A 21,785-nucleotide genomic window follows, 5' to 3' on the forward strand; every position below is an offset into this window, starting at 1 on the left:
GCTCAGGCTCCCCCGCTCTTGGATGGACTGGTCGGCGTGGTCGCCAGCACCCGGCCGCCGCCCGACTGCCGCTCCAGCGCTTCCTTCGCCAGCTCGGCGATGCCGCCGAGCGAGCCGATCACGCCGGCGGATTCCATCGGCATCATCACGAACTTCTGGTTCGGCGCCTCGGCCAGGGCCTTGAACGCTTCTATGTATTTCTGCGCCACGAAGTAGTTGATCGCCTGCACGTTGCCGGCCGAGATCGCATCCGAAACCATCTGGGTCGCCTTGGCTTCGGCTTCGGCCAGTCGTTCGCGCGCCTCGGCTTCGCGGAACGCGGCCTCGCGCTGGCCTTCGGCTTCCAGGATCACCGACTGCTTCTCGCCCTCGGCCTTGAGGATCGCCGCCTGGCGGAAGCCTTCGGCCTCGAGGATGTTGGCGCGCTTCTCGCGCTCGGCCTTCATCTGTCGCGCCATCGAGTCGACCAGGTCGCGCGGCGGCTGGATGTCCTTGAGCTCGATGCGGTTGACCTTGATTCCCCACGGATGGGTCGCCTGGTCGACGGCCACCAGCACCTTGGCGTTGATCTCGTCTCGCTTGGACAGCGATTCGTCCAGGTCCATCGAGCCGATCGCGGTGCGGATGTTGGTCATCACCAGGTTGAGGGTGGCGATCTCCAGCTGTGCGACCTCGTAGGCGGCCTTGGCCGCGTCGAGCACCTGGAAATAGACCACGCCGTCGACCTTGACCACGGCGTTGTCCTTGGTGATGACGTCCTGACTCGGCACGTCCATCACCTGCTCCATCATGTTGATCTTGCGGCCCACGCCGTAGACCACCGGCACCAGGAAGTGCAGTCCCGGGGTCATGGTGTGGGTGTACTTGCCGAAGCGTTCCACCGTCCACTCGTAGCCCTGCGGCACCATGCGCACGGTCTTGAACAGGATGACGATGCCGGCGACCAGCAGGACCGCGGCGAGCAGTGTTCCAGGCATCTTGGTGTCCTCCCCTGACGATGAACGGAGTATAGGGGGGCGCGGGCCCGTCGGCCCCAACGGAGTTGTCGCGCAACCCGCACGGCCGGCGGCGTAAAAATGACACCGCCGCTGCGACCCTTTCCCCGCCTGCGACATCCAGAGGTAGGAATGCCCGCCACCTCGAGCCCTTCGACTTCGCCTTCGACGTCGCCTGCGGCGCCTGCTCCGCTCAGGACAGGCTTCGCGATCGATGTTCCGGCCACCCTGCTCGCACGTGCGCGGGCGGGCGACCGCGCCGCGTTCGAGCAGCTCTACCGCTGGTTCGAGCGGCCGGTGTTCACCCTGGCCCTGCGCATGCTCGGCGGCAGGCACGGCAACGGGCGGGACGAAGCCCACGAAGTCTTGCAGGACACGATGCTCAAGGTGATCGACAGGATCGGGGAATTCCGGGGCGAGGGCGCCGGCGGGCAGAGCCCGTTCTGGGCGTGGCTGCGCAAGATCGCCATCAACGAGGCGCTGATGCGGCTGCGCCGCGGGCGCCGGCTCGAGGCCGAGGTGTGCACCGGCGATGAAGCCGATTTCGCCGAGGACCACGGCCCGCTGCCGCCGGCCGCTGCCGACGCCGCGCTGCTGCAGAGGGCGCTGGCGGCGCTGCCCGCCACCACCCGCAGCGTGCTGTGGCTGTACCACGCCGAAGGCCACACGCATGAGGAGATCGCGACCCTGATGCACAGGACCCCGAGTTTCTCCAAGTCGCAGCTGGCGCGCGGCACCCGCCGCCTGCGCGGCCTGCTCGATCCACAACAGCTCATGGAACGCGAGGTAGCCAATGCCTGATGACCGCAGTCCGTCGCCCGCACCGCCGGCCAGCTGGAGCGAGGCCTTCGCCGCGCTGCCGCTGGAAACGCCCGATGCCGGCGGCTGGCAACGCATCGAGCGCGCGCGTCCGCGACCGAAACGGGCCCGCTGGCCGGCATGGACGGCGGCCATCGCCGCGGCGCTGGCGGTCATCGCACTGTTGCCCATGCAGCTGTCGCGGCAGGAGCGGTCTGTCGGTCCTCAGCAGGTTGCGCCATCGCCCAGGCACATGACATCGGTGGTGCGGAGCGAATCTGCAGACGCAACCGGCGACCAGGCGGCGATCCGCACAACTCCCGTCGAGTCGCGTGCCGCAACCGTTCCCGCGCAGCAGTCCGGAGCGACGAGTCCTGCACGCCGTGTGGACGCCGGCTCGCGCGCCAGCGAAACCACGACATCCGCAACCGGTACGGAGGCGGCGATCGCTAGCGCCCAGGACAGCGCGGAGACATCGACCAGCCAGCCGGCGGTCAGTGCCGGCAGCGCGACCCAGACGGCCGCCACGGACGAACTCGAGCGGCTGTATGCCGAATCGGCGCAATTGGAGGCGTTGCTGAGTCTGGCGCGCGACGAACGCGTCTCGAGCGGCACCGCGGCGGCGCTGGCCAGCGACTTCGACGCACAGGTCGCGGGCATCGATGCGGAGTTGGTCCAGCCGGGGATCACCCGGGATCGACGCACGCAATTGTGGCGCGAGCGCGTCGACGCCCTGCGCCAGCTGACCGCCTTCGAATCCACCCAACGCCTGCTCGCCGCGCAAGGCGAACGCTACGACGCCAGGCTGGTCAGCATCGACTGACCGGCCCCCACCACACAGCAGCCTCCGAGGAACATCTGATGAAATCCCTTCGTTACCAGGCCCTCGCCCTTGCGGTGCTTGCCGGCCTCTCCCTTGCCGGCGTCGTCGTCGCGCAATCCGCCGCCCCGACACCCGCGCAGCAGAAGGAACTCGATGCCGCCCGCGCCGAACTCGACCGCGCGGCGAAGCGCTACGGCGAACTGGCGCGCAAGTATCGCGGCCTCGACGGCAAGCCGATGAATATCGAACACCATCTGCTGCGCAGGCCGGTGCTGGGGGTGTTGCTGGCACCGGACGCGACCGCCGGCGTGCGCATCGCCGGCGTGACGCCCGAAAGCGCGGCTGCGGAAGCCGGGCTGAAGAGCGGCGATCGGCTGTTGGCCATCGACGGCAGGCAGATCCTCGGCAGCGATGCCGAACTGCGCGTCGACAATGCACGCAGCTTGCTGCGCGACCTCGAGTCCGGAAAGCAGGTGAAGCTGGACTACCAGCGCGGCTCGGGCAAGGCCAGCGTGAGCGTCGCCCCGCGGCCTGGCAGCCGCATGCTGTTGCTCCCAGAGGGAGATGCCAGGGACCTGGCCATGGGGCAGTTCGACGTCGAGATCGATCACGAGGCGATTCGCAATGGCGTGGACGACGCCATGCGCATGGTGTCGATGCAGGGGCCGCATCTCGACAAGGAGCTCTTGCGGCTGGGCCAATGCAAGGACAAGGACGGTGATTGCGACTTCCCAGTGCTGACCGAGGCCTTCCGCTGGAGCGGGCTGAATCTGTCCTCGCTCGATCCGGAGCTGGGCCGTTACTTCGGCACCGACGATGGCGTGCTGGTGCTGAGCGCCGGCGACGAACTGCAAGGCCTGCGCGCCGGCGACGTGGTGCAGAAGATCGATGGCAGGAAGGTGGAAACGCCGCGCGAGGCAATGGCCGCGCTGCGCGCCAGGCCCGCCGACAGCAGCGTGCGCGTGGATTATCTGCGCGACCGCAAGCCGGGCACCGCGCAGGTCAAGGTGCCCAAGGTCACGCCGTTCCGCATCCCCATGCCACCTGCTCCTCCCGCGCCGCCCGCACCGCCCGCCGCTCCACCGTCACCCTCGACATCGGCCATACCGCCTGCGCCGCCCGCCGCACCGCCACCGCCCGACGCACCACGGGCCATGCAGCAGCGCCAGATCGTGTTGCTCGACGATGAAGCCATGGCCGGGCGCGAGGTCGAAATGCGACGCATGGTCTTCGTCGATCGCGACGGTAAGACCACGGTGCTGGAAGGCGACGATGCGCCACCGCCACCTCCAGCGCCCGCACCGCCTCCGCCACCGCCCGCGCCTCCAGTCCTGGACTGAAGCTGGCGAATACGCTGCGGTGGACGTCGTGGGCAGTCACTCTCCTGCGAATTCTCCGGCGCGCAACGTCTCCGCCTGGCGTCTGACCCAGGCGGTGACCTCGGTGTCGGGCACCAGGCCCCGGCCGTCGGCGACGTACTCCAATCCCTGCAGCACCTCGGCATACGGGCCGAAACCCTGTACGCGGAAGGGAATCACGATCGCGCGCCCGCCTTCGCTGGCCGCACGTTGCACGTAGCTGCGGATCCGGGCGGTGGCCGCCGCGCGCTTGTCAGGCCAGTCCTCGCGCAAGGTCATGACCTGGAGGCGCCGGAACGGCAGCGCTTCGCGCACCGCATTGGCGCGCGCGTCGATCCGCGCCAGCCAGCGCTCGTTCTCGGCATCGTCCTCCGGGCCATGCGCCAGCACCAGCACGTCCTCCTGCCCGGGATCGCGGCTGAGCGCGCGGGCACGCTCCACCAGCACGGCGCCCATCTCGGGCGCGTCGGCCAGGCCATCCCTGCTGACAGCGAAACTGGCGTCGCTGTCCAGCCGCCACAACGCCATGCTGTGTCCGCCGTGCTGCGCATGCGCCGCATCGTCCGCTTGCGGCTTCGGCGGTGCGCCGGGCTCCAGGCCCAAGATCTGCCGGGTGCGCTGGTACCAGCTCTCGCCGCTGATGAACAACCGCACCACGCCGATCCGCTTCACGCCCTGCCGCTCCAGCGCATCGACTCCCGCCTGCAGACTCGCCGCATCCGCCATACCGAAGGCGATCCACATCGGAAACTCGGCCTGCAGCGGAGCCAGGGCCTGGGTGACTTCGCTGTTCCAGGTGTCGCCGCCCCCATGCGCCATCACCAGCACACCGTATTCGTCTGTCTCAGCTGTGGCCGGTAGGACGGCCGCATCGGTCGCACGGGGAGCGGACGCACAGGCGCCTAGCATCGCCGCACCAGCCAGTGCGAGCAGGGCGCCGCGCATGCGCGATGCGCTCGCAGGTCGTCGCCTATCTGAAGTCATGAGGTTCTCCTGCCCGGATGACAGCCGGGGTTGGTGGATGGGCGGTGGGTACGGGATCGATGCCAGGCTGATCATTTGTCGTCACCACTCCACCGCGACGCTGAGCGCGAGATTGCGTCCCGCTGCGGTGTAGCGATCCAGCTGGACGCTGTCCGCAGCCACCAGCGGCACGTCGCCGGCATAGAAGTATTTGCGGTCGCCAAGATTGAACAGGCCGGCATCCAGGCGCACACCGGGCGCAAAGCGCCAATGCGCATACAGGTCGAGCACGACGTAACCCGGGCTTTCGAACGCGCGCACCGGTTCCGCACCCGGTTGCGGATCGGACGCCGACGGCAGGCGATCGCGGCGACCCACGAACCGCGCTGCCAGCTCCGCACCCCAGGCTTCGCGCTGGAAGGCGATGCCCAGCGAGGCGGTCGGCGGCTCGACTCCATCCAGCGGCACGTCCTCGGTCTCGTTGTCGCCACGCGACCAGGCCGCCGCGCCACGCAGCGACCAACCCTGCAGCGCGCCCGACAGCGCACCCAGATCGAGACCGGCCCTGGCCTCCGCGCCGTAGATCGTCGCTTCGGCGACGTTGCGCGACTGGAACACGAGCAGCTGGCGTACCGGATCGAAGCCGACCACGGCCATCGACTCGATGAAGTCGTCGTAACGGTTGTAGTACCCGGTCAGTTCGGCGAAGAGGACGCGGCTACCGTAGCGCAGCCCCGCTTCCAAGCCGTCGCTGGTTTCCGGACGCAGGTCGGGGTTGGCGATCGCCGTGTAGCCGAACTGCACATTAGTGAAGCCGATGTTGACATCGTTGTACGGCGGTGCGCGGAAACCGCGCGCATAGCCGCCGAACAGCGACCAGCCGGGCGCGAAGCGCCAGACCGCGCCGAGCTTGGGCGACACGCTGGTCTGGCTGATTTCCGCGACCGCGACACCGGGATTGTCCTCGGCGAGATCGCGTCGACCTCGGGCTGCAGCTGGTAGTGATCGATGCGCAGCGCCGGGATCAGGCGGAACGCGCCGCCTGCGAACCCGACTTCGTCCTGCAGGTACAGCGCCGCATTGCTGGTTTCGCTGATCGGGAAATCGCGCACCGGAAACGCGTCCGGCAGCATCACCGGCGTGGTCGCGCCGGTGTCGAGGAAGGTGCGCAGGCCATCGCGCTTCTGCCGTATGCGCGTGCGCGACAGATCGATGCCATAGGCCAGGTCGTGACGCACGGCGCCTTCGAAGGCCTTGCGGAAATTCGCCTGCAGCCCGTACACGCGCTGATCGAAATTGAAGCGGCGGTCGCGCCGGTCGCGCAGCGCCGGCGAGAACAGCGATGCGGGCACCTCGCGCACTTCGCTGGTGTCCTGGGTGGTCTCGCTGTCCTGGCGATAGACCTGCCAGTCCAGGCTGTCGGCGAAGCCGGCGTCGACCATGTCCATTTCGTGCACCACGGCTACGCGGGCGCGCGTCTGGTGGTCGTCTGCGGTCACCGACAGGTTGTTCACGCCGGTCATCGGCTGCAACCCGCGCAGGGTCAGCAGGTCGGTATCGGCGCCGTCCTCGTTGCCTTCGACGACCAGCTTGAAGCGCTGGCCTTGGTCCGGTGCGTACACCAGCTTCGACAGCAGGCTGCGCCCGTCGCGCTGCTGCGGATTGGGTCGGGTGCGCGCGGCGCCGCTGCTCCCGACTTCGCCCTGGTTCTCGGTCTCGGTGCCCTGGCGATGGCCCACCGCCACCAGACCGGACCAGCGTTCGCCACCGAGGGCCGCGGTGGCGCCGCCGAACAGGCCGTTCCAGTCGCTCTCGAAGCCGAGCTTGAAGTCGAAGTAGGCGTCCTTGCCGTCCTTCAGATAGTCCGAAGGGTCCTTGGTCAGAAACGAGACCACGCCGCCGAGCGCGTCCGAGCCGTACAGCGAGCTGGTCGGACCGCGCACCACCTCGACCCGCTTCAATGTGTCGAGGTCGACGAAGTTGCGGCTGGCATTCGAGAAGCTGCCGATGGCGAAGGCATCGGGCACGGCGATGCCATCGGTCTGGATGCGTACCCGGTTTCCGCCCAGGCCGCGAATGCGGATGTCGCCGATGCCGAAGCGGCCGATGCTGCTGCCCACACTGATGCCCGGTTCGTGGCGGAACAGATCCTTGAGATCGCGCACGAGCAGCTCGTCCATGCGCTCCCGACTGAAGATGTCGACGGTATTGGGCACGTCGGCGAGCGCCCGCTCGGTCCGCGTGGCGGTGACCGTGATGCGGTCGAATTCGGTGGCCGTGGAATCGGACGGATCCGGATCCGGCGATCCTGCATGCACGGGCAGCAGCCCGGTCAATGCCAGCGACAGGGCGGCACAGAGCAGTGTGGGACGCATGGAAGACTCGACGAAAGAAGAAGGCTTTCGGCGGGCTGGCTTCCGGTGCGACCGGGACGGCTGGCAGCCGGGAGAGAGGGTGCGGTCCGACTATTGGCCGGGCCGGATTACTTGGTGAGGATCAGCTTGTCGTTGCGGGTATGACGCAGCCGGTAGCACTCGCCGCCATGACGGATGAGCAGTTCGCGCTGGCCTTGCAGGAGCCGGGTACTGTCGACTTCGGCAACGCGGGCATCCGCTGATCCGACGCTCGACCGGACGGCCACGCGATCGTCGGAGAATGAATTGGACGGGACATGCAGCATCGCGGCGGGCTCCGGTGTCGACTGGATCAAATGATATTGATTCTCATTTGAAAGTCAATCGCATCTAGCCATCGGCGCAGGCCATGCCGCCGTCTCCCTATAATGTCCGCCACCCCTCCTCCGGGGAGTAGCCCGAAGCGGATTCGCCGAATCCACCGGTGGCGCGTCAACACACTTGGCCGGCAGGCCATGGCGCGCGAACGGCCGCACAGCGGCCGTGGGCAAGACCGAAGGCAGGCACTGCGCAACCCGGGCCGGGCGACGCAGCGCCTTGCTTTCGCGTCCACCGCTCGTCCGGCCCCGGAATCCCCAATGCTCGACCTGTTGGCAGGACGCGACTTCCCCTTGGCCGCGGCCCTGGTGTCGGCCGGCGCCGTCGCGCTGGCGGAGATCGGCGACAAGACCCAGCTGCTCGCGCTGCTGCTGGCTGCCCGCTTCCGTCGCCCGTGGCCCATCATCGCCGGCATCCTGGTCGCCACCCTGCTCAACCATGCGCTGGCCGGATGGCTCGGCGCGCTGGTCGCGGATTGGCTGACACCGGGCGTGCTGCGCTGGATCGTCGCGGGCAGCTTCGCGGCCATCGCGCTATGGACGCTGATGCCCGACCGGATCGACGAGCAGCAGCCATTGCCCGCACGCGGCGCCTTCATCGCCACCACATTGGCCTTCTTCGTGGCCGAGATCGGCGACAAGACCCAGGTCGCGACGGTGTTGCTGGCCGCGAAATACAGCCCGCTGTGGGAGGTGGTCGTCGGCACCACCGCAGGAATGCTGTTGGCGAATGTACCGGTGGTCCTGCTGGGCAGCCGTTTCGCGGATCGCCTGCCGCTGAGCACTGCGAGAGTGGTGGCGGCTGTGGTGTTTGCGGCCCTGGCAGTCTGGGTGGCACTGCGTGGGGTGGGATGAGCCACGCGCGGGTGTCGAGTCAGTGAGGACGTTGCCGGCGATCGTGCGCCACCGGCGCGGACAGGCCCTACACTGCGCCCGGACCCGATCAGGGATAGCCGATGCGGTGGTTGTCGATGCAATGGCTGCGCGAACTCTATGCGCGTGCGCTCGCACGCCCGGACGAGTTGATGCTGCAGGTCGGCGCGGATGGGGAGCTGCTGGTGGCGCGCGTGCGCGCGCTGCTGTCCGCCCTGATCCTGCTGCTGCCACTGGTACACGGCCTGAGCGGCGGCAAGACCAGCGAGATGCTGATCGGTCTCGGCGCAGCGGTAGTCGTGAACATCGCGGCCCAGATCTGGCTGGCGCTGGCACGGCGACGGCGCATGTACCGCTGGTTGCCGTACGCCACTGGCACCTACGATGTGACCGTCACCACCGGGGTGCTGGTGTTGCTGGCCTTCGGCGACCGCGCCGCGGGGCTCAACAGCATGGTCGTGTGGGGCTTCTACCTGCTCGCGATCGCGATGACCGCGCTGCGCAACGACGGGCGCCTGACCGTCTACGTGGGCGGGCTAGCCATCGCCCAGTTCGGCCTGCTGGCCCTGGTCGTGCTGCAGGGCGCGCAATCGCCCGAACAGCTGATGTCGATCGATTACGGAACCGCATCCGCTTCCAACGTACTGCAGCGCCTGATCCTGCTGCTGCTGATGACCCTGCTGACCGGCGCCGTCGTGTTCCGGATGCAGCGATTGATCGAGCTCTCCGGCAACGATGGCCTCACCGGGCTCCCCAACCGCTCGTGGTTGCTGCAGCGCATGCCCGGCCTGTACGAATCGCTGCGCAGGGACGGCGGATCGTTAACCCTGGCGCTGCTGGACATCGACAACTTCCGCCGCGTCAACGACGCCGCCGGGCATCTCGATGGCGATCGCGCCATTCGCCACGTCGCCGCGCTGCTGCGCGGCATGCTGCAGGAAGACGAGCACGTGGTGCGCCTGGGTGGCCAGGAATTCGTGCTGGTCCTGCGCTGCCCGATCGGCAGTGCCTGGGAACGCGTGGAGCGAACCAGGCGCGAACTGGCGACCAAACCGTTCGCAGTGGAACGCGGCAACGACAGCTTTACCCTGACCTACAGCGGCGGTCTGGCCAGCTGGCCGCAGGACGGCAGCGACACGGCAGCGCTGCTCGGTACCGCCGACCGGCGCCTGCAGGGGGCCAAACATGCCGGCCGCAACCGGGTGCTGGCGCGCGATCTCTGATCGTGCGCGCGGACTGGGCCGCGACGGTCGCGCCCGCTTCCGGCTGAAGGTCAAGAGCAGGCGCGGCGCCCGCTCCCCACACACGTCTGCAGCCCCAGCCGCGCAGCGGAGGCGGAAAGCGCGTCGCGCGCGGTTGCCCGCCTTGGACGGGTGCCCTACCCTGCGCCGGACTACGACGAACCGGCAGGCGGGGATCGATGGAAGCTCTTGGACGGATCGGCTTCGGCCTGTTCGGATTGGCGGTGCTGCTCGGCATCGCCTGGTTGTTCTCGAACAACAAGCGTGCGGTCGACTGGAAGCTGGTCATTGTCGGGGTCACCCTGCAGGTCGCCTTCGCCGCGCTGGTGCTGCTGGTGCCGGGCGGACGCGAAGTCTTCGACGCGCTCGGGCGCGGCTTCGTCAAGCTGCTCGAGTTCACCGGCGTCGGCACGGCGCTGGTGTTCGGCGACCTGTCATTGCCGGCGAAGTTCGGCTTCATCTTCGCCTTCCAGGTGCTGCCGACGATCATCTTCTTCGCCGCCCTGATGGGCATCCTCTACCACCTGGGCGTGATGCAGTGGATCGTGCGTGGCATGGCCTGGGCGATCACCAAGGTGATGCGCGTATCAGGCGCGGAAACCACCAGCGTGTGCGCCAGCATCTTTATCGGCCAGACCGAGGCGCCGCTCACCATCCGGCCCTATATCGGACGCATGACCCAGTCGGAACTGCTGACGATCATGGTCGGCGGCATGGCCCATATCGCGGGCGGCGTGCTGGCCGCCTACGTGGGCATGCTCGGCGGCACCGACCCGGTGCAGCAGGCGTATTACGCCAAGCATCTGCTGACCGCATCGATCATGGCCGCGCCGGCGACGCTGGTGATCTCGAAGATCCTGGTCCCGGAAACCCAGGAACCGCTGACCCGCGGCCAGGTCAAGATGGAAGTCGAGAAGACGACCGCGAACGTGATCGACGCCGCAGCGGGCGGGGCCAGCGACGGGCTCAGGCTCGCGCTCAACGTCGGCGCCATGCTGCTCGCCTTCACCGCACTGATCGCACTGATCAACGCGCCGCTGATCTGGCTGGGAGATATCACCGGCATCGCCGCGATGCTCGGCCGGCCAACGGATCTGGGCAGCCTGCTGGGCTACGTGCTGGCGCCGCTGGCCTGGGTGATCGGAGTGCCCTGGCAGGATGCGACGGTGGTCGGCGGGCTGATCGGACAGAAGATCGTGCTCAACGAATTCATCGCCTACCTGCAGCTGTCCGACATCATCCAGGGCAAGGTGGCGGGCGTGACCCTGAGCGAGCACGGGCGGCTGGTCGCGGCGTATGCGCTGTGCGGGTTCGCGAACTTTTCCTCGATTGCGATCCAGATCGGCGGCATCGGCGGCCTCGCCCCCGAACGCCGGCACGATCTGGCCAAGTTCGGGCTGAAGGCGGTACTGGGCGGATCGATCGCCACGTTCATGACCGCCACCATCGCCGGCGTGCTGAGCCGCTTCGGGGCCTGACGCCATGGGCGGGCGCGTGGTCATCGTCGGTTCGTTCAACGTCGACCATGTCTGGCGCTGCCAGGCGCTGCCTCAGCCGGGCGAGACCGTGAGCGGTGCGTACGCGACCGGACCGGGCGGCAAGGGCTTCAACCAGGCCATCGCCGCGCAGCGCGCGGGCGCGCCCACCTCATTCCTGTGCGCGCTCGGCGAAGATGCCGGCGCACAGCTGGCACGTTCTCTCGCCGAAGCCGACGGGCTGGACCTGCGCGACCGTCGCAGCCACGCGCCGACCGGCAGCGCCGGGATCTATGTCGATGCGCAGGGCCGCAACAGCATCGTCATCGGGCCGGGAGCGAACGATGACCTGGATCCGGCATTCATCGCCGACAGCGCGACGTTGCTCGCGTCCGCGTCGGTGGTCCTCGCCCAGCTCGAAGTTCCCGCTTCCACGGTGCTGGCCGCGTTGCGCGCGGCGCGCGATGGCGGGGCGACCACGGTACTCAATCCCGCACCGGCCAACGTCGCCTGCGATGCGCAGCTGCTGGCGCTGGCCGACGTGCTGACGCCCAACGAGACCGAATTCGCCGCGCTCGCACGCGTCCACCTGTCCGAACCGCTCCAGGCGGACGCGGTCGCAGGCCTGCCCGGCGCGCAGCTGCACGCGCTGTGCCGCGCGTTGCTTCCCGCCGGCAGCGTGGTCCTGACCCTGGGCGCGGCGGGCAGTTTCGTATCCCACGCGCCGGACCGCACGCATGGCGACGATGCGCCCTGGTACCGGGTGCCGGCCGAACGGGTGGCGACGGTCGACACCACGGGTGCGGGCGATGCCTTCAACGGTGCGCTTGCGGCTTCCTGGGCGACCCGCGCACAGGCATTCGCCGAACACGTGCGCTTCGCCGGGCGTTTTGCCGCGCTGTCGACGGAATTGCACGGCGCCGCGGCCGCCATGCCGCGCAGGGCCGAGGTCGAGGCGCGCTTCCCTGGCTGACGGACCGTGCGCTCCGGCCCGAGTCCGGCCTCGGTTCAATTGTGAATGCGAATAATTCGCATTAACATGACGGGCTTTCCGAACAACCCTGGCCCATGCCCCGTATCCGCCTGCTTGCCGCTGCCATCCTCGGCACCTTCGCCCTGCCCGCCCTCGCCGACGACCCCGTCAACACCCTCGACAGGGTGACGGTCTCGGCCAGTACCAGCCGCATACCGAATTCGGCATCGGCGCTGCCCAGTACCATCACCGTGATCGACCAGGAACAGCTGCAGCAGCAGCTCGCGGTGACCCAGGACATCTCGCAGGTGCTGGCGAACCTGGTGCCTTCGTTCGCGCCATCGCGGCAGAAGCTTACGAACAGCGGCGAAACCCTGCGCGGTCGCAAGCCGCTATACCTGGTCGACGGCGTGCCGCAGTCCACGCCGCTGCGCGACGGCGGCCGCGACGGCCACACCCTCGATCCGGCGATGATCGAGCGCATCGAAGTCATCCACGGCGCCAATGCGCTGCAGGGCCTGGGCGCGTCCGGCGGCATCATCAACATCATCACCAAGCGTGCGCCTCGCCAGGATGGCAACAGCTTCCAGGACGTGAGCATCGCCGCCAGCACGCCACTGCCGCACGAGAGCGACAGCACTGGCTATCGCGCCTCGTACCTGTTCGGCACCCGCAGCGGGGCATTCGACTTCGTCGGCGGCGCGTCCTACGCCAGCGAGGGCCTGTACTACGACGGAGACGGCAAACCGCTGGCCATCAACGCCGTGCAGGGCGACCTGATGGACTCGCGCAGCTACAACCTGTTCGCCAAGGGCGGCTGGAACATCGACGCAGACCGTCGCCTGCAACTCACCGCCAACCGTTACCAGCTGCAGGGCAACAACGATTACGTCGTGGTCGAAGGCGATGCCGTCAACGGCATCCCCGCCAGCTCCGAACGCGGCGATCCGGAAGGCGAAGGCCCGCGCAACCGCACCACCTCGGTGGTGCTGGACTACACCGACAAGTCGCTCGCCGGCGGTTACCTGCAGGCGCAGGTGTACTGGGTCGACTTCGCGGCGCTGTACGGCGACAGCGACTGGGGCGACTTCTGGGGCGACGGACGCGACCCGGATTGGCACGACCAGTCGCAGAACCTGTCGGAAAAGACCGGCGGGAAGTTCAGCTGGTCGCGCGGCGATCTGTTCGGCCTGCGCCTGCGCGCGACGCTGGGCCTGGACCTGGCCCGCGACACCACATCGCAGGAACTGATCCGCGCAGGCCTGGACTGGGTGCCGGAAACCACCTACGAATCCTGGTCGCCATTCGTGCAGGCCGAGTGGTGGCTGACCGACACGCTGATGCTGACCGGCGGACTGCGCCACGAGCGCGGCAAGCTGCAGGTCGACGACTACACCACGATCCCGGCCAACGCCGGCGGCAGCCGCTTCGTCGAGGGCGGTTCCCCGACCACCAGCGAAACCCTGCCCAACATCGGCCTGGTCTGGGAGGCCACCGATGCGCTGAAGCTGTATGCATCGTATTCGGAGGGCTATACCGTCGCGGACATCGGCCGCGTGCTGCGCGCAATCAACCAGCCCGATCAGCGCGTCGACAGCCTGGTCGACCTGTCTCCGGTGGTTGCCGACAATCGTGAGATCGGCCTGGACTACGGCGATGACCGTTGGCTCGCCCACCTCGCCGCCTACTGGTCGGATTCCGACCTCGGCTCGCGCCTGGCCTTCGATCCGGCGACCGCGACCTACAACGTCGCGCGCGAGCGCACCGAAATCCGCGGCATCGAAGGCAATCTTGCGTTCCGCTTCTCCGAAGCCGGGCGCATCGGTCTGGGCTACGCCACCACCCACGCCCGCTACGACAGCGATGGCGACGGCCACGTCGACAGCGATCTGCCCGGCATCAACGTCAGTCCCGACCGCGTGACCGCGTTCTGGACCCAGGCCTGGACGCCCGGATTCGATACCCGGCTGCAGGCCGGTCGTGCGTTCGATCGTGATTTCGACAGCTCCGACAACGACTTCGACGGCTACACCACGGTCGACCTGCTCGGCCGCTTCAGGCTGCCGCTGGGCACGCTCAGCATCGGCATCGAGAATCTGCTCGGCGAGCAGTACATCGCATACAACTCGCAGACCACGCCGCCGCGCGACGACACCTATACCGCCGGGCGCGGCCGGGTGCTGACGCTGGGCTGGTCGCACCGGTTCTGATCCGGGACGCCATGCGCGCATGACGGCATCCGCATCGCCCCGATCCCCGCGCCGCCGCCTGCGGGCGGCGTTGTCATGGCTGCACCTGTGGTGCGGGCTGGTGGTCGGCAGCGTGTTCGCGCTGGTCGCGCTGGCGGGCACGGTGTTGGTGTTCCATGTCGAGCTGCTGCGTCTGCAGCATCCGCAGATCACCGCTCACCAGCCAGTCGCCGACGGCCGGGTATTGGCGCGCATCGTCGAGGAGTGGCGGCCGCACGGCCTGCGCTCGCTCGACCTGCCGCGCACGGAACTACCGGTCTGGCAGGGCTATTTCGAGGATGGACACCGCGGCTACTTCTCGCCTGAGGACGGCAGCCTGCTGCTGGCGCGCAGTCACCGCGACGACTGGCTGCTGTGGCTGCACGAGCTGCATGTCGAACTGCTCGGCGGTGAGGCCGGCAAGGAGGTGCTCGGCATCGCCGGCTGGATCGCGCTCGGCCTGCTGCTGACCGGCCTGTATCTGTGGTGGCCGAAGCGCAACTGGCTGGCGCAGCTGAAATTCCATGCCGGCCCGCCGACCCGACGCTGGCTCAGCTGGCACCGCAGCAGCGGCGTGGTGCTGTTGCCGCTGGTGCTGCTGATCGCGCTGACCGGGGTCGGCATGGTCTATTCGCAGGGTTTCCGCACGGCGCTTACCGCGCTGTTCGGCGGCGCGACCCACGACGCACCCCTTGCCGTCGGTACTGCCCACGCGCCCGATTGGAGCCGGGTGCTTGGCGAAGTCCAGGCCGCGCTGCCCGGCGCCCAGGTGAATCGCCTGTCGGTACCCGCCCGCGGCGACGGGGTTGTCGGCTTCCGGGCCCGCGCCGCCGGCGAATGGCACCCGGTCGGCCGCAGCGAGATCCACCTAGATGCGACGGGATCGATCCTGCAGGTCGTCGACGCCACCGCCCACCCGTTGGGCACGCGCATGCACCAGGCGATCTATCCCCTGCACATCGGCGCGGTTGGTGGCTGGCTGTACCGGATCGCGGTTGCGATCTCGGGACTGGCGCCGGCGTTTCTGCTGTGCACCGGCTTCCTGTTCTGGCGCCGCCGCCGCGGCAAGCACTGAGCCAGTACGCGTTCGTCAATCCGACAGCGGTATGGACGACTGCGCGAAGCTGTACTGCCAACCCGTCGGCGTGCACAGGTATACATCGCTGAACCAGAGCCGGTAGTCCACAGGCTGCCCGCGTTCACGGCCCTTGACATGCAGCAGCGCGCTGATTACGGCGATCTCTCCGATGAAGCGCACGCTCTGTTGCTTGTCGTGCTGACGTTCGTAGTGTGCGGCCTGGGTGCGCGCCTCCATGACCAGGTCGGCCTTGCGCACCTGCTTGCCACGACCGGTGACCAGGGCGAAGTCGTCGGGCAGCAGCCGTTCGATCGAATCGGCATCGTTGCGTAACACGGCATCCTGGTACTGCCGGTCCAGTTCGATGATGACCGCGGCGTCGCGTGGACACCCGGCCACCGCCTGCGCGGTCCATAGCACGGCCATGGCCGCGGCGATTAAGCGTTGAGGCATCACGATGCTCCCGATCCATATCGGCGCCAGCCTGCCTCGTGGGAGCAGCGAATGCTCGCTGTTTTCGGACTCCGTAGGCAGATCCGAACCGATGTTTCGCACGCGGGCCGTGATGGCGCGCATTGCCGATCGGCCGCCTCTACAATGCGCAGCATGCGCATCGGCACCTATCGCATTGAGCCCAGAGTGATCCTCGCGCCCATGGCGGGCGTCACCGACAAGCCGTTCCGGCAGCTGTGCAAGCAGCTGGGCGCGGGGCTGGCCGTGTCGGAGATGACCACCAGCGACCCGCGCTTCTGGAACACGCGCAAATCGCTGCACCGTATGGATCACGCCGGCGAACCGGATCCGGTCAGCGTGCAGATCGCCGGCACCGTGCCCACCGTCATGGCCGCGGCCGCGCGCTACAACGTGGAGCACGGCGCACAGCTGATCGACATCAACATGGGCTGTCCGGCGAAGAAGGTCTGCAACGCCTGGGCCGGCTCGGCGCTGATGCGCGATGAAGCGTTGGTGGCGCGGATCGTCTCGGCGGTCGTGGCTGCGGTGGACGTGCCGGTCACGCTGAAGATCCGCACCGGCTGGGACACCGACCACCGCAACGCGCCGTGCATCGCGCGTATCGCCGAAGACTGCGGCATCGCCGCGCTCGCGGTGCATGGACGCACGCGCGACCAGCAGTACACGGGGACCGCCGAGTACGACACCATCGCCCGGATCAAATCCGAACTGTGTATTCCGGTCATCGCCAACGGCGACATCGGTTCGCCGGAGAAAGCTGCGTTCGTACTGCACCACACCGGCGCCGACGCCGTGATGGTGGGCCGCGCCGCGCAGGGAAGGCCGTGGATCTTCCGCGAGATCGCGCATTTCCTCGCCACCGGCGAGCACCTGCCCCCGATCGCCGCGGCCGAAGTGCGCGACATCCTGCTCGGCCATCTGCGCGCGCTGCACGCGTTCTACGGCGAGCCGGCGGGTGTGCGCATCGCCCGCAAGCATCTGGGCTGGTACGCCAAGCAAGCGGAAGGCCCTGTCGATCAGCAGATGGCCTTTCGCAACGTGGTGAACCGCGCCGACAGTGCGCAGGCGCAGCTTGAACTGACGCGGCATTACTTCGACGGTCTGATCGCCGGCGACCACGGCCTCCGGGCGGCCGCGTGATCGCAGCGATGCTGCCACGGCGCCTCTGGTCGCGTTACCCCAACGCATGAAGGAACACTGCATGGCCCGGTCTTCCCGCCCCGTCTTCCGCGCGGGCATTTCGCTGCTGCTGGCATTCCTGAGCCCCGCGTTCGCGCAGGGACAGAACGTTGCGCCTGCTGCGCCCGAAGCGCGGGCGGCGACGCTGGTCGCCCGCATGACCCGCGAGGAAAAGATCTCGCAGCTGGTCAACGCCGCGCCGGCGATCCCGCGACTGGGCATCCCCGCCTACGAATGGTGGAACGAGGGTCTGCACGGCATCGCGCGCAACGGCCATGCCACGGTGTTCCCGCAGGCGGTCGCGCTCGCAGCCACCTGGAACCGCGACCTGATCCAGCAAGTCGGCACCGTCGTGTCGACCGAGGCGCGCGCCAAGTTCAACCTGGCCGGCGGACCGGGCAAGGATCACCGCCGTTACGAAGGCCTGACCATCTGGTCTCCCAATATCAACATCTTCCGCGATCCGCGCTGGGGCCGTGGGCAGGAAACCTACGGTGAGGATCCGTACCTCACCGGACAGCTGGGGGTGGCGTTCGTGCGCGGCCTGCAGGGCGCCGATCCGCCGCATCCACGCACGATCGCGACGCCCAAGCACTTCGCGGTGCATAGCGGTCCGGAACCGGGCCGGCATGGCTTCAGCGTCGCCGTCTCACCGCACGATCTGGAGGCGACCTACACCCCTGCATTCCGCGCCGCGGTCATCGAAGGCGGCGCCGGCTCGGTGATGTGCGCCTACAACGCCCTGCACGGCACGCCTGCGTGCGCGGCCGAGTGGTTGCTCGACGGGCGCCTGCGCGGCGACTGGGGTTTCACCGGGTACGTCGTGTCCGACTGCGATGCGGTCAGCGACATGACGGCATTCCACTACTTCAGGCCCGACAACGCGGCGTCGGCCGCGGCGGCGCTGCAGGCCGGACTGGATCTCAACTGCGGTTCAGCCTACCGCGCGCTGGGCGAGGCGCTCGCACGCGGCGACATTGCCGAAGCGCTGCTGGACCGGGCCCTGGTGCGGCTGTTCACCGCGCGCTACCGGCTGGGTGAGCTCGATCCACAACAACCCGATCCGTATGCCGCACTCGGAGCCGCCGACATCGACAGCCCCGCGCACCGCGCGCTCGCGCTGCAGGCGGCCGTGCAGTCGATGGTGCTGCTGAAGAACGACGGCGATACGCTGCCGCTGCGTCCGGAGACGCGCATCGCCGTGATCGGACCCAACGCCGACGCACTGGCGGTGCTGGAAGCCAATTACCAGGGCACCTCCCGCGACCCGGTCACCCCGCTGCGCGGCCTGCGCGAGCGCTTCGGCGACGCGCGGGTCCGTTACGCGCAAGGCGCGCCGCTGGCCGCCGGCGTGCCGACCACCATCCCCGAAACCGCGCTGCGCCACGGCGATGCCACCGGACTGAAGGGCGAGTACTTCGCCAATCCCGACCTGCGCGGCACCCCGGCACTCGTGCGACAGGATCGCGTGGTCGGCTTCAACTGGGACCGGGTCGCGCCGGCCGACGGCCTTCCGAGATCCGGATATTCGGTGCGCTGGACCGGCAAGCTGCTCCCGCCCGGGCCGGGCGAATACACGCTTGCGGTGCGGATGGCGCGCTGCTTCGACTGCAGCGGGCACGACCCGGTCAGGCTGTACGTCGACGACAGGCTCGTCATGGCCGGCGACGCCAATGGCAAGCGCACCACGGCCGTCGCCCACGACACCGGCGAGCAGAGCCTGGAGACGGTGCTGCGGTTCGACGACACGCGCCCCCGGAACATCCGCCTGGAGCTGGAACATCGCGGCGAGGACCAAGGCCTGCGTCTGGAGTGGATCGCGCCGCCCGAGCCGCAGCTGGCCGAGGCCGAACGCGCGGTGGCGCAGGCCGACACGGTGGTCGCGTTCGTCGGCCTGTCGCCGGATGTGGAAGGCGAAGCGCTGCAGATCGACGTGCCCGGCTTCGACGGCGGCGACCGCAACGACATTGCACTGCCGGCGCCGCAACGCGCGCTGCTCGAGCGCGCCAAAGCCAGCGGCAAACCGCTGGTGGTGGTGCTGATGAGCGGCAGCGCGGTGGCCCTGACCTGGGCGCAGCAACATGCCGATGCGATCCTGGCCGCGTGGTATCCAGGCCAGGCCGGCGGCACGGCGATCGCGCGCGTGCTGGCGGGCGACGACAATCCGGGCGGACGTCTGCCGGTGACGTTCTACCGGTCCACCCGCGATCTGCCGCCCTATGTCAGTTACGACATGAAGGGCCGGACCTACCGCTACTTCACCGGCAAACCGCTGTATCCGTTCGGCCACGGCCTGGCCTATACGCAGTTCGCCTACGAGGAGCCGCGCCTTTCCATATCGGCGCTGAAGGCCGGCGACACGTTGCGCGTAAGCGCCCGGGTGCGCAACGCCGGCGCGCGCGCGGGCGACGAAGTAGTGCAGGTCTATCTGGAATACCCCGACCGGCCGCTGTCGCCCAGGCGCGCACTGGTCGACTTCGCCCGGGTCAGCCTGCAGCCGGGCGAATCGCGCGAGCTGAACTTCGAACTGGATGCACGCCGTCTCAGCGACGTCGACCGTGCGGGCAAGCGCGCGGTGATGCCGGGCGACTATCGCGTGTTCGTCGGTGGCGGCCAGCCGGGAACCACCGCGCCTGGCGGCATGGGGGCGTTCTCGATCACCGGCGAGGTGACGTTGCCACGCTAACCAAAACCAAGCCGGCGCAGGTGCGCGAGTCCTTTCATGCTCGGCCATCTGCAGACGCTGGACGACGCCGACCCGGGACTGCTTCGATGCGCTGATCGCACGCGTCGTATCGGAGCTTCGCATCGCATAAAGCACGGACGCAGTTCTCGCCCGCGCTCTAATGCGAACGCGGGGCAAGCAAGGCGCGGACCACCTCTTGTCGGAAAGGCGCCAGGACAGGCAAAAAAGCATGTCGAAAGTCATCGCATCCAATGGGCGATGCGCGAATCCTTCTCACACGCTGCAATGCATCTCGCCGGATGCACCCGAGTCGATGCAAGTCTTTGCAACCGCCGTCGCCGCCTGCCGTAAGTCATCAGTACCGACGACACGGCCGCCTCCCGGCCCGCACCGGCATCCACTGAGGAGAACGCCATGAACCCCCGACATGCTCTTGCCCTCATCCTGTCGTGCGTTGCCGCCCCGGCCGTTGCTGGCGACGACACGCTCCAGGCCCTCGCCCACCACTCCGGACTGACCGAACACAAGGTCGCCATCGTCCTTGGCCAACCGATGTCGCAGCTCGACCAGCGCTACGTCTACAAGGAAGCGAAGCATCGCCTGGAACGCGCGATCGGCCGCGACACGGTCCGTCAACTGCAGGATGGCGAAACTGTGGCGATCCGGCTCCCGACCGAAGGTCGGGTCGGCGAAGTCATCCCGATCGCAGCGCGTTGAGCCGCGCTGCGACACGGTCTCCGTCGGATGTCCATTCGGGCCGCCGCTGCGGCCCGGGACACGGACTCGGCTCGGACAAAATCCGGCCCTCAGGCCTGCGTCGCGCCCATGCGCGCTCCTACGGCGGCGTGGCCGACTGGCTCCAGATCCGGGTCCAGGTCACGCTCCATAGCGCGCCGGCATCGCGCGCGGCCGGCAGCTGGCGTGGCGGGATCGCTCGCCAGCCGCTGCCGTGCCGTGCCACCGCGAAACGAAAAAAGTAATCCGGCTCGCTGCCCATGCGCAGATCGCTGAGCACGAGCTCGTTGCCGACAACGCGCGCCTGCTGGAAGCCGTGGTTGAACCAGGACAGGCGGCGCACGGCCGGCACGTGCCCGGCCTCGGCCAGGGCCTGCGTGTTCGAGGCGTAGCCGCGGAACCGTATGGTGCCGCGATCGGCCGCCAGCGAGCGATAGCCTTCGATATAGCCACCCGGCGTCATTGCCACCACTCGCCAGAGCAGCGTATTGAGCGGCATCGGCACGGAGAAGCGCGGCGCGCCCTGCAGCCCCATCGCCGCCAGGGCGCGATCGGCCTCGCGTTCGACCATCGACTTCGCCAGCAGCGACCAGCCCAGGTAGGCCGTGCTCAGCACGAGGCCCGCGACCAGTGCGCGCTGCGCCGCGATCCGCTCGCGCAGGAAGAACGCCGCGATGCAGGCCAGCAGCAGCCAGAGCGTGTACAGCGGATCGATGATGAACACGCTCGACCACATCACCGGCCGCAGCGGCAGCGGCCATAGCAGCTGGGTGCCGTAGACGGTGAAGGCGTCCAGCAGTGGATGGGTCATCAATGCCAGCAGGATCGCCCACCACCAGCGTCGCGGCGCCTGCGCAACCCGTTTGCCGCGCGACCGGCACCACGCCCAGATCGCCCACGCCAGCAGCGGCAGGACCAGCAGCGAATGGCTGGCGCTGCGGTGCCAGGTCATCAGTGCGACCGGATCATCCGTGAGCAGCGCGATCGGGATCGAATCCAGGTCGGGCAGCGTGCCGAGCACCGCGCCCGCCGCCAGCGCCGCACGCCGATGGCGCGCAGGCGCGATCGCAGCCGTCACAGCCGCACCGAGCAGGATCTGGGTCAGTGAGTCCATCGGCCGATGCTAGCAGCCCATGCGGGCGCACCTGGGGCGCGATGCGCTTCGCAACCGACGT

18 protein-coding genes and 1 pseudogene are annotated in these 21,785 nt (G+C 68.5%); 12 read left to right on the forward strand and 7 right to left on the reverse strand.

Features of this window, described 5'->3' with window-relative positions; all coding sequences use genetic code 11:
• Positions 1 to 2: 2 nt before the first annotated feature.
• Positions 3 to 977 (reverse strand): SPFH domain-containing protein, encoded by a 975-nt coding sequence (locus MC375_RS00305; protein WP_242101294.1) that lies wholly within the window; start codon positions 975 to 977, stop codon positions 3 to 5.
• A gap of 150 nt (positions 978 to 1,127) precedes the next feature.
• Between MC375_RS00305 and MC375_RS00310 the strand changes: the two genes are divergently transcribed.
• From MC375_RS00310 to MC375_RS00320, 3 genes are read left to right on the forward strand one after another with little or no spacing between them, the layout of a single operon-like run.
• Positions 1,128 to 1,796: a sigma-70 family RNA polymerase sigma factor gene (locus tag MC375_RS00310; RefSeq protein ID WP_242101295.1), complete on the forward strand. Its 669-nt coding sequence runs from the start codon at positions 1,128 to 1,130 to the stop codon at positions 1,794 to 1,796.
• Complete coding sequence (locus MC375_RS00315) at positions 1,789 to 2,616, forward strand: hypothetical protein (RefSeq protein ID WP_242101296.1); 828 nt, start codon at positions 1,789 to 1,791, stop codon at positions 2,614 to 2,616. The genes MC375_RS00310 and MC375_RS00315 overlap by 8 nt, the downstream gene beginning before the upstream one ends.
• 38 nt (positions 2,617 to 2,654) lie before the next feature.
• Positions 2,655 to 3,956, forward strand: a complete 1,302-nt coding sequence (locus MC375_RS00320; protein ID WP_242101297.1) for a PDZ domain-containing protein — start codon at positions 2,655 to 2,657, stop codon at positions 3,954 to 3,956.
• Between the two features lie 36 nt (positions 3,957 to 3,992).
• On the opposite strand, the gene MC375_RS00325 is transcribed toward MC375_RS00320, so the two are convergent.
• From MC375_RS00325 to MC375_RS00340, 4 genes and pseudogenes are all read right to left on the reverse strand, one after another.
• On the reverse strand, positions 3,993 to 4,958 hold the full coding sequence (locus tag MC375_RS00325; protein WP_242101298.1) for a hypothetical protein: 966 nt from the start codon (positions 4,956 to 4,958) through the stop codon (positions 3,993 to 3,995).
• A gap of 81 nt (positions 4,959 to 5,039) precedes the next feature.
• Positions 5,040 to 5,858 carry a TonB-dependent receptor gene (locus MC375_RS17760; protein WP_242101299.1) on the reverse strand — a complete coding sequence of 273 codons (819 nt, stop codon included), beginning with the start codon at positions 5,856 to 5,858 and terminating at the stop codon, positions 5,040 to 5,042.
• Positions 5,859 to 6,889: 1,031 nt separating this feature from the next.
• Positions 6,890 to 7,312, reverse strand: a pseudogene (locus MC375_RS17765) (TonB-dependent receptor plug domain-containing protein); the annotation flags it as partial.
• A 107-nt stretch (positions 7,313 to 7,419) separates the two neighbouring features.
• Positions 7,420 to 7,617, reverse strand: coding sequence for a hemin uptake protein HemP (locus MC375_RS00340; RefSeq protein ID WP_242101300.1), 198 nt, complete (start codon positions 7,615 to 7,617; stop codon positions 7,420 to 7,422).
• A 312-nt stretch (positions 7,618 to 7,929) separates the two neighbouring features.
• On the opposite strand from MC375_RS00340, the gene MC375_RS00345 reads away from it, so the two are divergent.
• The 6 genes from MC375_RS00345 to MC375_RS00375 all read left to right on the forward strand — a co-directional run bounded on the left by MC375_RS00345 (position 7,930) and on the right by MC375_RS00375 (position 15,533).
• The gene (locus MC375_RS00345) at positions 7,930 to 8,523 is read left to right on the forward strand and encodes a TMEM165/GDT1 family protein (protein ID WP_242101301.1); all 594 of its coding nucleotides are present in this window, start codon (positions 7,930 to 7,932) and stop codon (positions 8,521 to 8,523) included.
• A gap of 101 nt (positions 8,524 to 8,624) precedes the next feature.
• Positions 8,625 to 9,764 (forward strand): GGDEF domain-containing protein, encoded by a 1,140-nt coding sequence (locus MC375_RS00350; RefSeq protein ID WP_242101302.1) that lies wholly within the window; start codon positions 8,625 to 8,627, stop codon positions 9,762 to 9,764.
• A 197-nt stretch (positions 9,765 to 9,961) separates the two neighbouring features.
• The gene (locus tag MC375_RS00355; RefSeq protein ID WP_242101303.1) at positions 9,962 to 11,260 is read left to right on the forward strand and encodes a nucleoside transporter C-terminal domain-containing protein; all 1,299 of its coding nucleotides are present in this window, start codon (positions 9,962 to 9,964) and stop codon (positions 11,258 to 11,260) included.
• 4 nt (positions 11,261 to 11,264) lie between these two features.
• Positions 11,265 to 12,230 carry a ribokinase gene (locus tag MC375_RS00360; RefSeq protein WP_242101304.1) on the forward strand — a complete coding sequence of 322 codons (966 nt, stop codon included), beginning with the start codon at positions 11,265 to 11,267 and terminating at the stop codon, positions 12,228 to 12,230.
• Between the two features lie 95 nt (positions 12,231 to 12,325).
• Positions 12,326 to 14,440: a TonB-dependent receptor gene (locus MC375_RS00370; RefSeq protein WP_277929260.1), complete on the forward strand. Its 2,115-nt coding sequence runs from the start codon at positions 12,326 to 12,328 to the stop codon at positions 14,438 to 14,440.
• 19 nt (positions 14,441 to 14,459) lie between these two features.
• Entirely contained in the window at positions 14,460 to 15,533 is a 1,074-nt protein-coding gene (locus tag MC375_RS00375; RefSeq protein ID WP_242101305.1) for a PepSY-associated TM helix domain-containing protein, read from the forward strand.
• Between the two features lie 15 nt (positions 15,534 to 15,548).
• Here the strand turns inward: MC375_RS00375 and MC375_RS00380 are convergent, their stop codons facing one another.
• Positions 15,549 to 15,989, reverse strand: coding sequence for a nuclear transport factor 2 family protein (locus tag MC375_RS00380; RefSeq protein WP_242101306.1), 441 nt, complete (start codon positions 15,987 to 15,989; stop codon positions 15,549 to 15,551).
• A 153-nt stretch (positions 15,990 to 16,142) separates the two neighbouring features.
• Between MC375_RS00380 and dusB the strand changes: the two genes are divergently transcribed.
• The 3 genes from dusB to MC375_RS00395 all read left to right on the forward strand — a co-directional run bounded on the left by dusB (position 16,143) and on the right by MC375_RS00395 (position 20,592).
• A complete protein-coding gene (dusB, locus tag MC375_RS00385) occupies positions 16,143 to 17,150 on the forward strand; it encodes a tRNA dihydrouridine synthase DusB (protein ID WP_242101307.1) in 1,008 nt (335 codons plus the stop codon).
• A 118-nt stretch (positions 17,151 to 17,268) separates the two neighbouring features.
• Positions 17,269 to 19,875: a glycoside hydrolase family 3 C-terminal domain-containing protein gene (locus MC375_RS00390; RefSeq protein ID WP_345779266.1), complete on the forward strand. Its 2,607-nt coding sequence runs from the start codon at positions 17,269 to 17,271 to the stop codon at positions 19,873 to 19,875.
• Positions 19,876 to 20,289: 414 nt separating this feature from the next.
• On the forward strand, positions 20,290 to 20,592 hold the full coding sequence (locus MC375_RS00395) for a hypothetical protein (protein ID WP_242101309.1): 303 nt from the start codon (positions 20,290 to 20,292) through the stop codon (positions 20,590 to 20,592).
• Between the two features lie 118 nt (positions 20,593 to 20,710).
• Here the strand turns inward: MC375_RS00395 and MC375_RS00400 are convergent, their stop codons facing one another.
• Positions 20,711 to 21,724, reverse strand: coding sequence for a metal-dependent hydrolase (locus MC375_RS00400; RefSeq protein ID WP_242101310.1), 1,014 nt, complete (start codon positions 21,722 to 21,724; stop codon positions 20,711 to 20,713).
• Positions 21,725 to 21,785 lie beyond the last annotated feature (61 nt).

The sequence above is a fragment of the Lysobacter sp. M2-1 genome (genome assembly GCF_022662495.1).
Lineage (GTDB): Bacteria > Pseudomonadota > Gammaproteobacteria > Xanthomonadales > Xanthomonadaceae > JAKPBU01.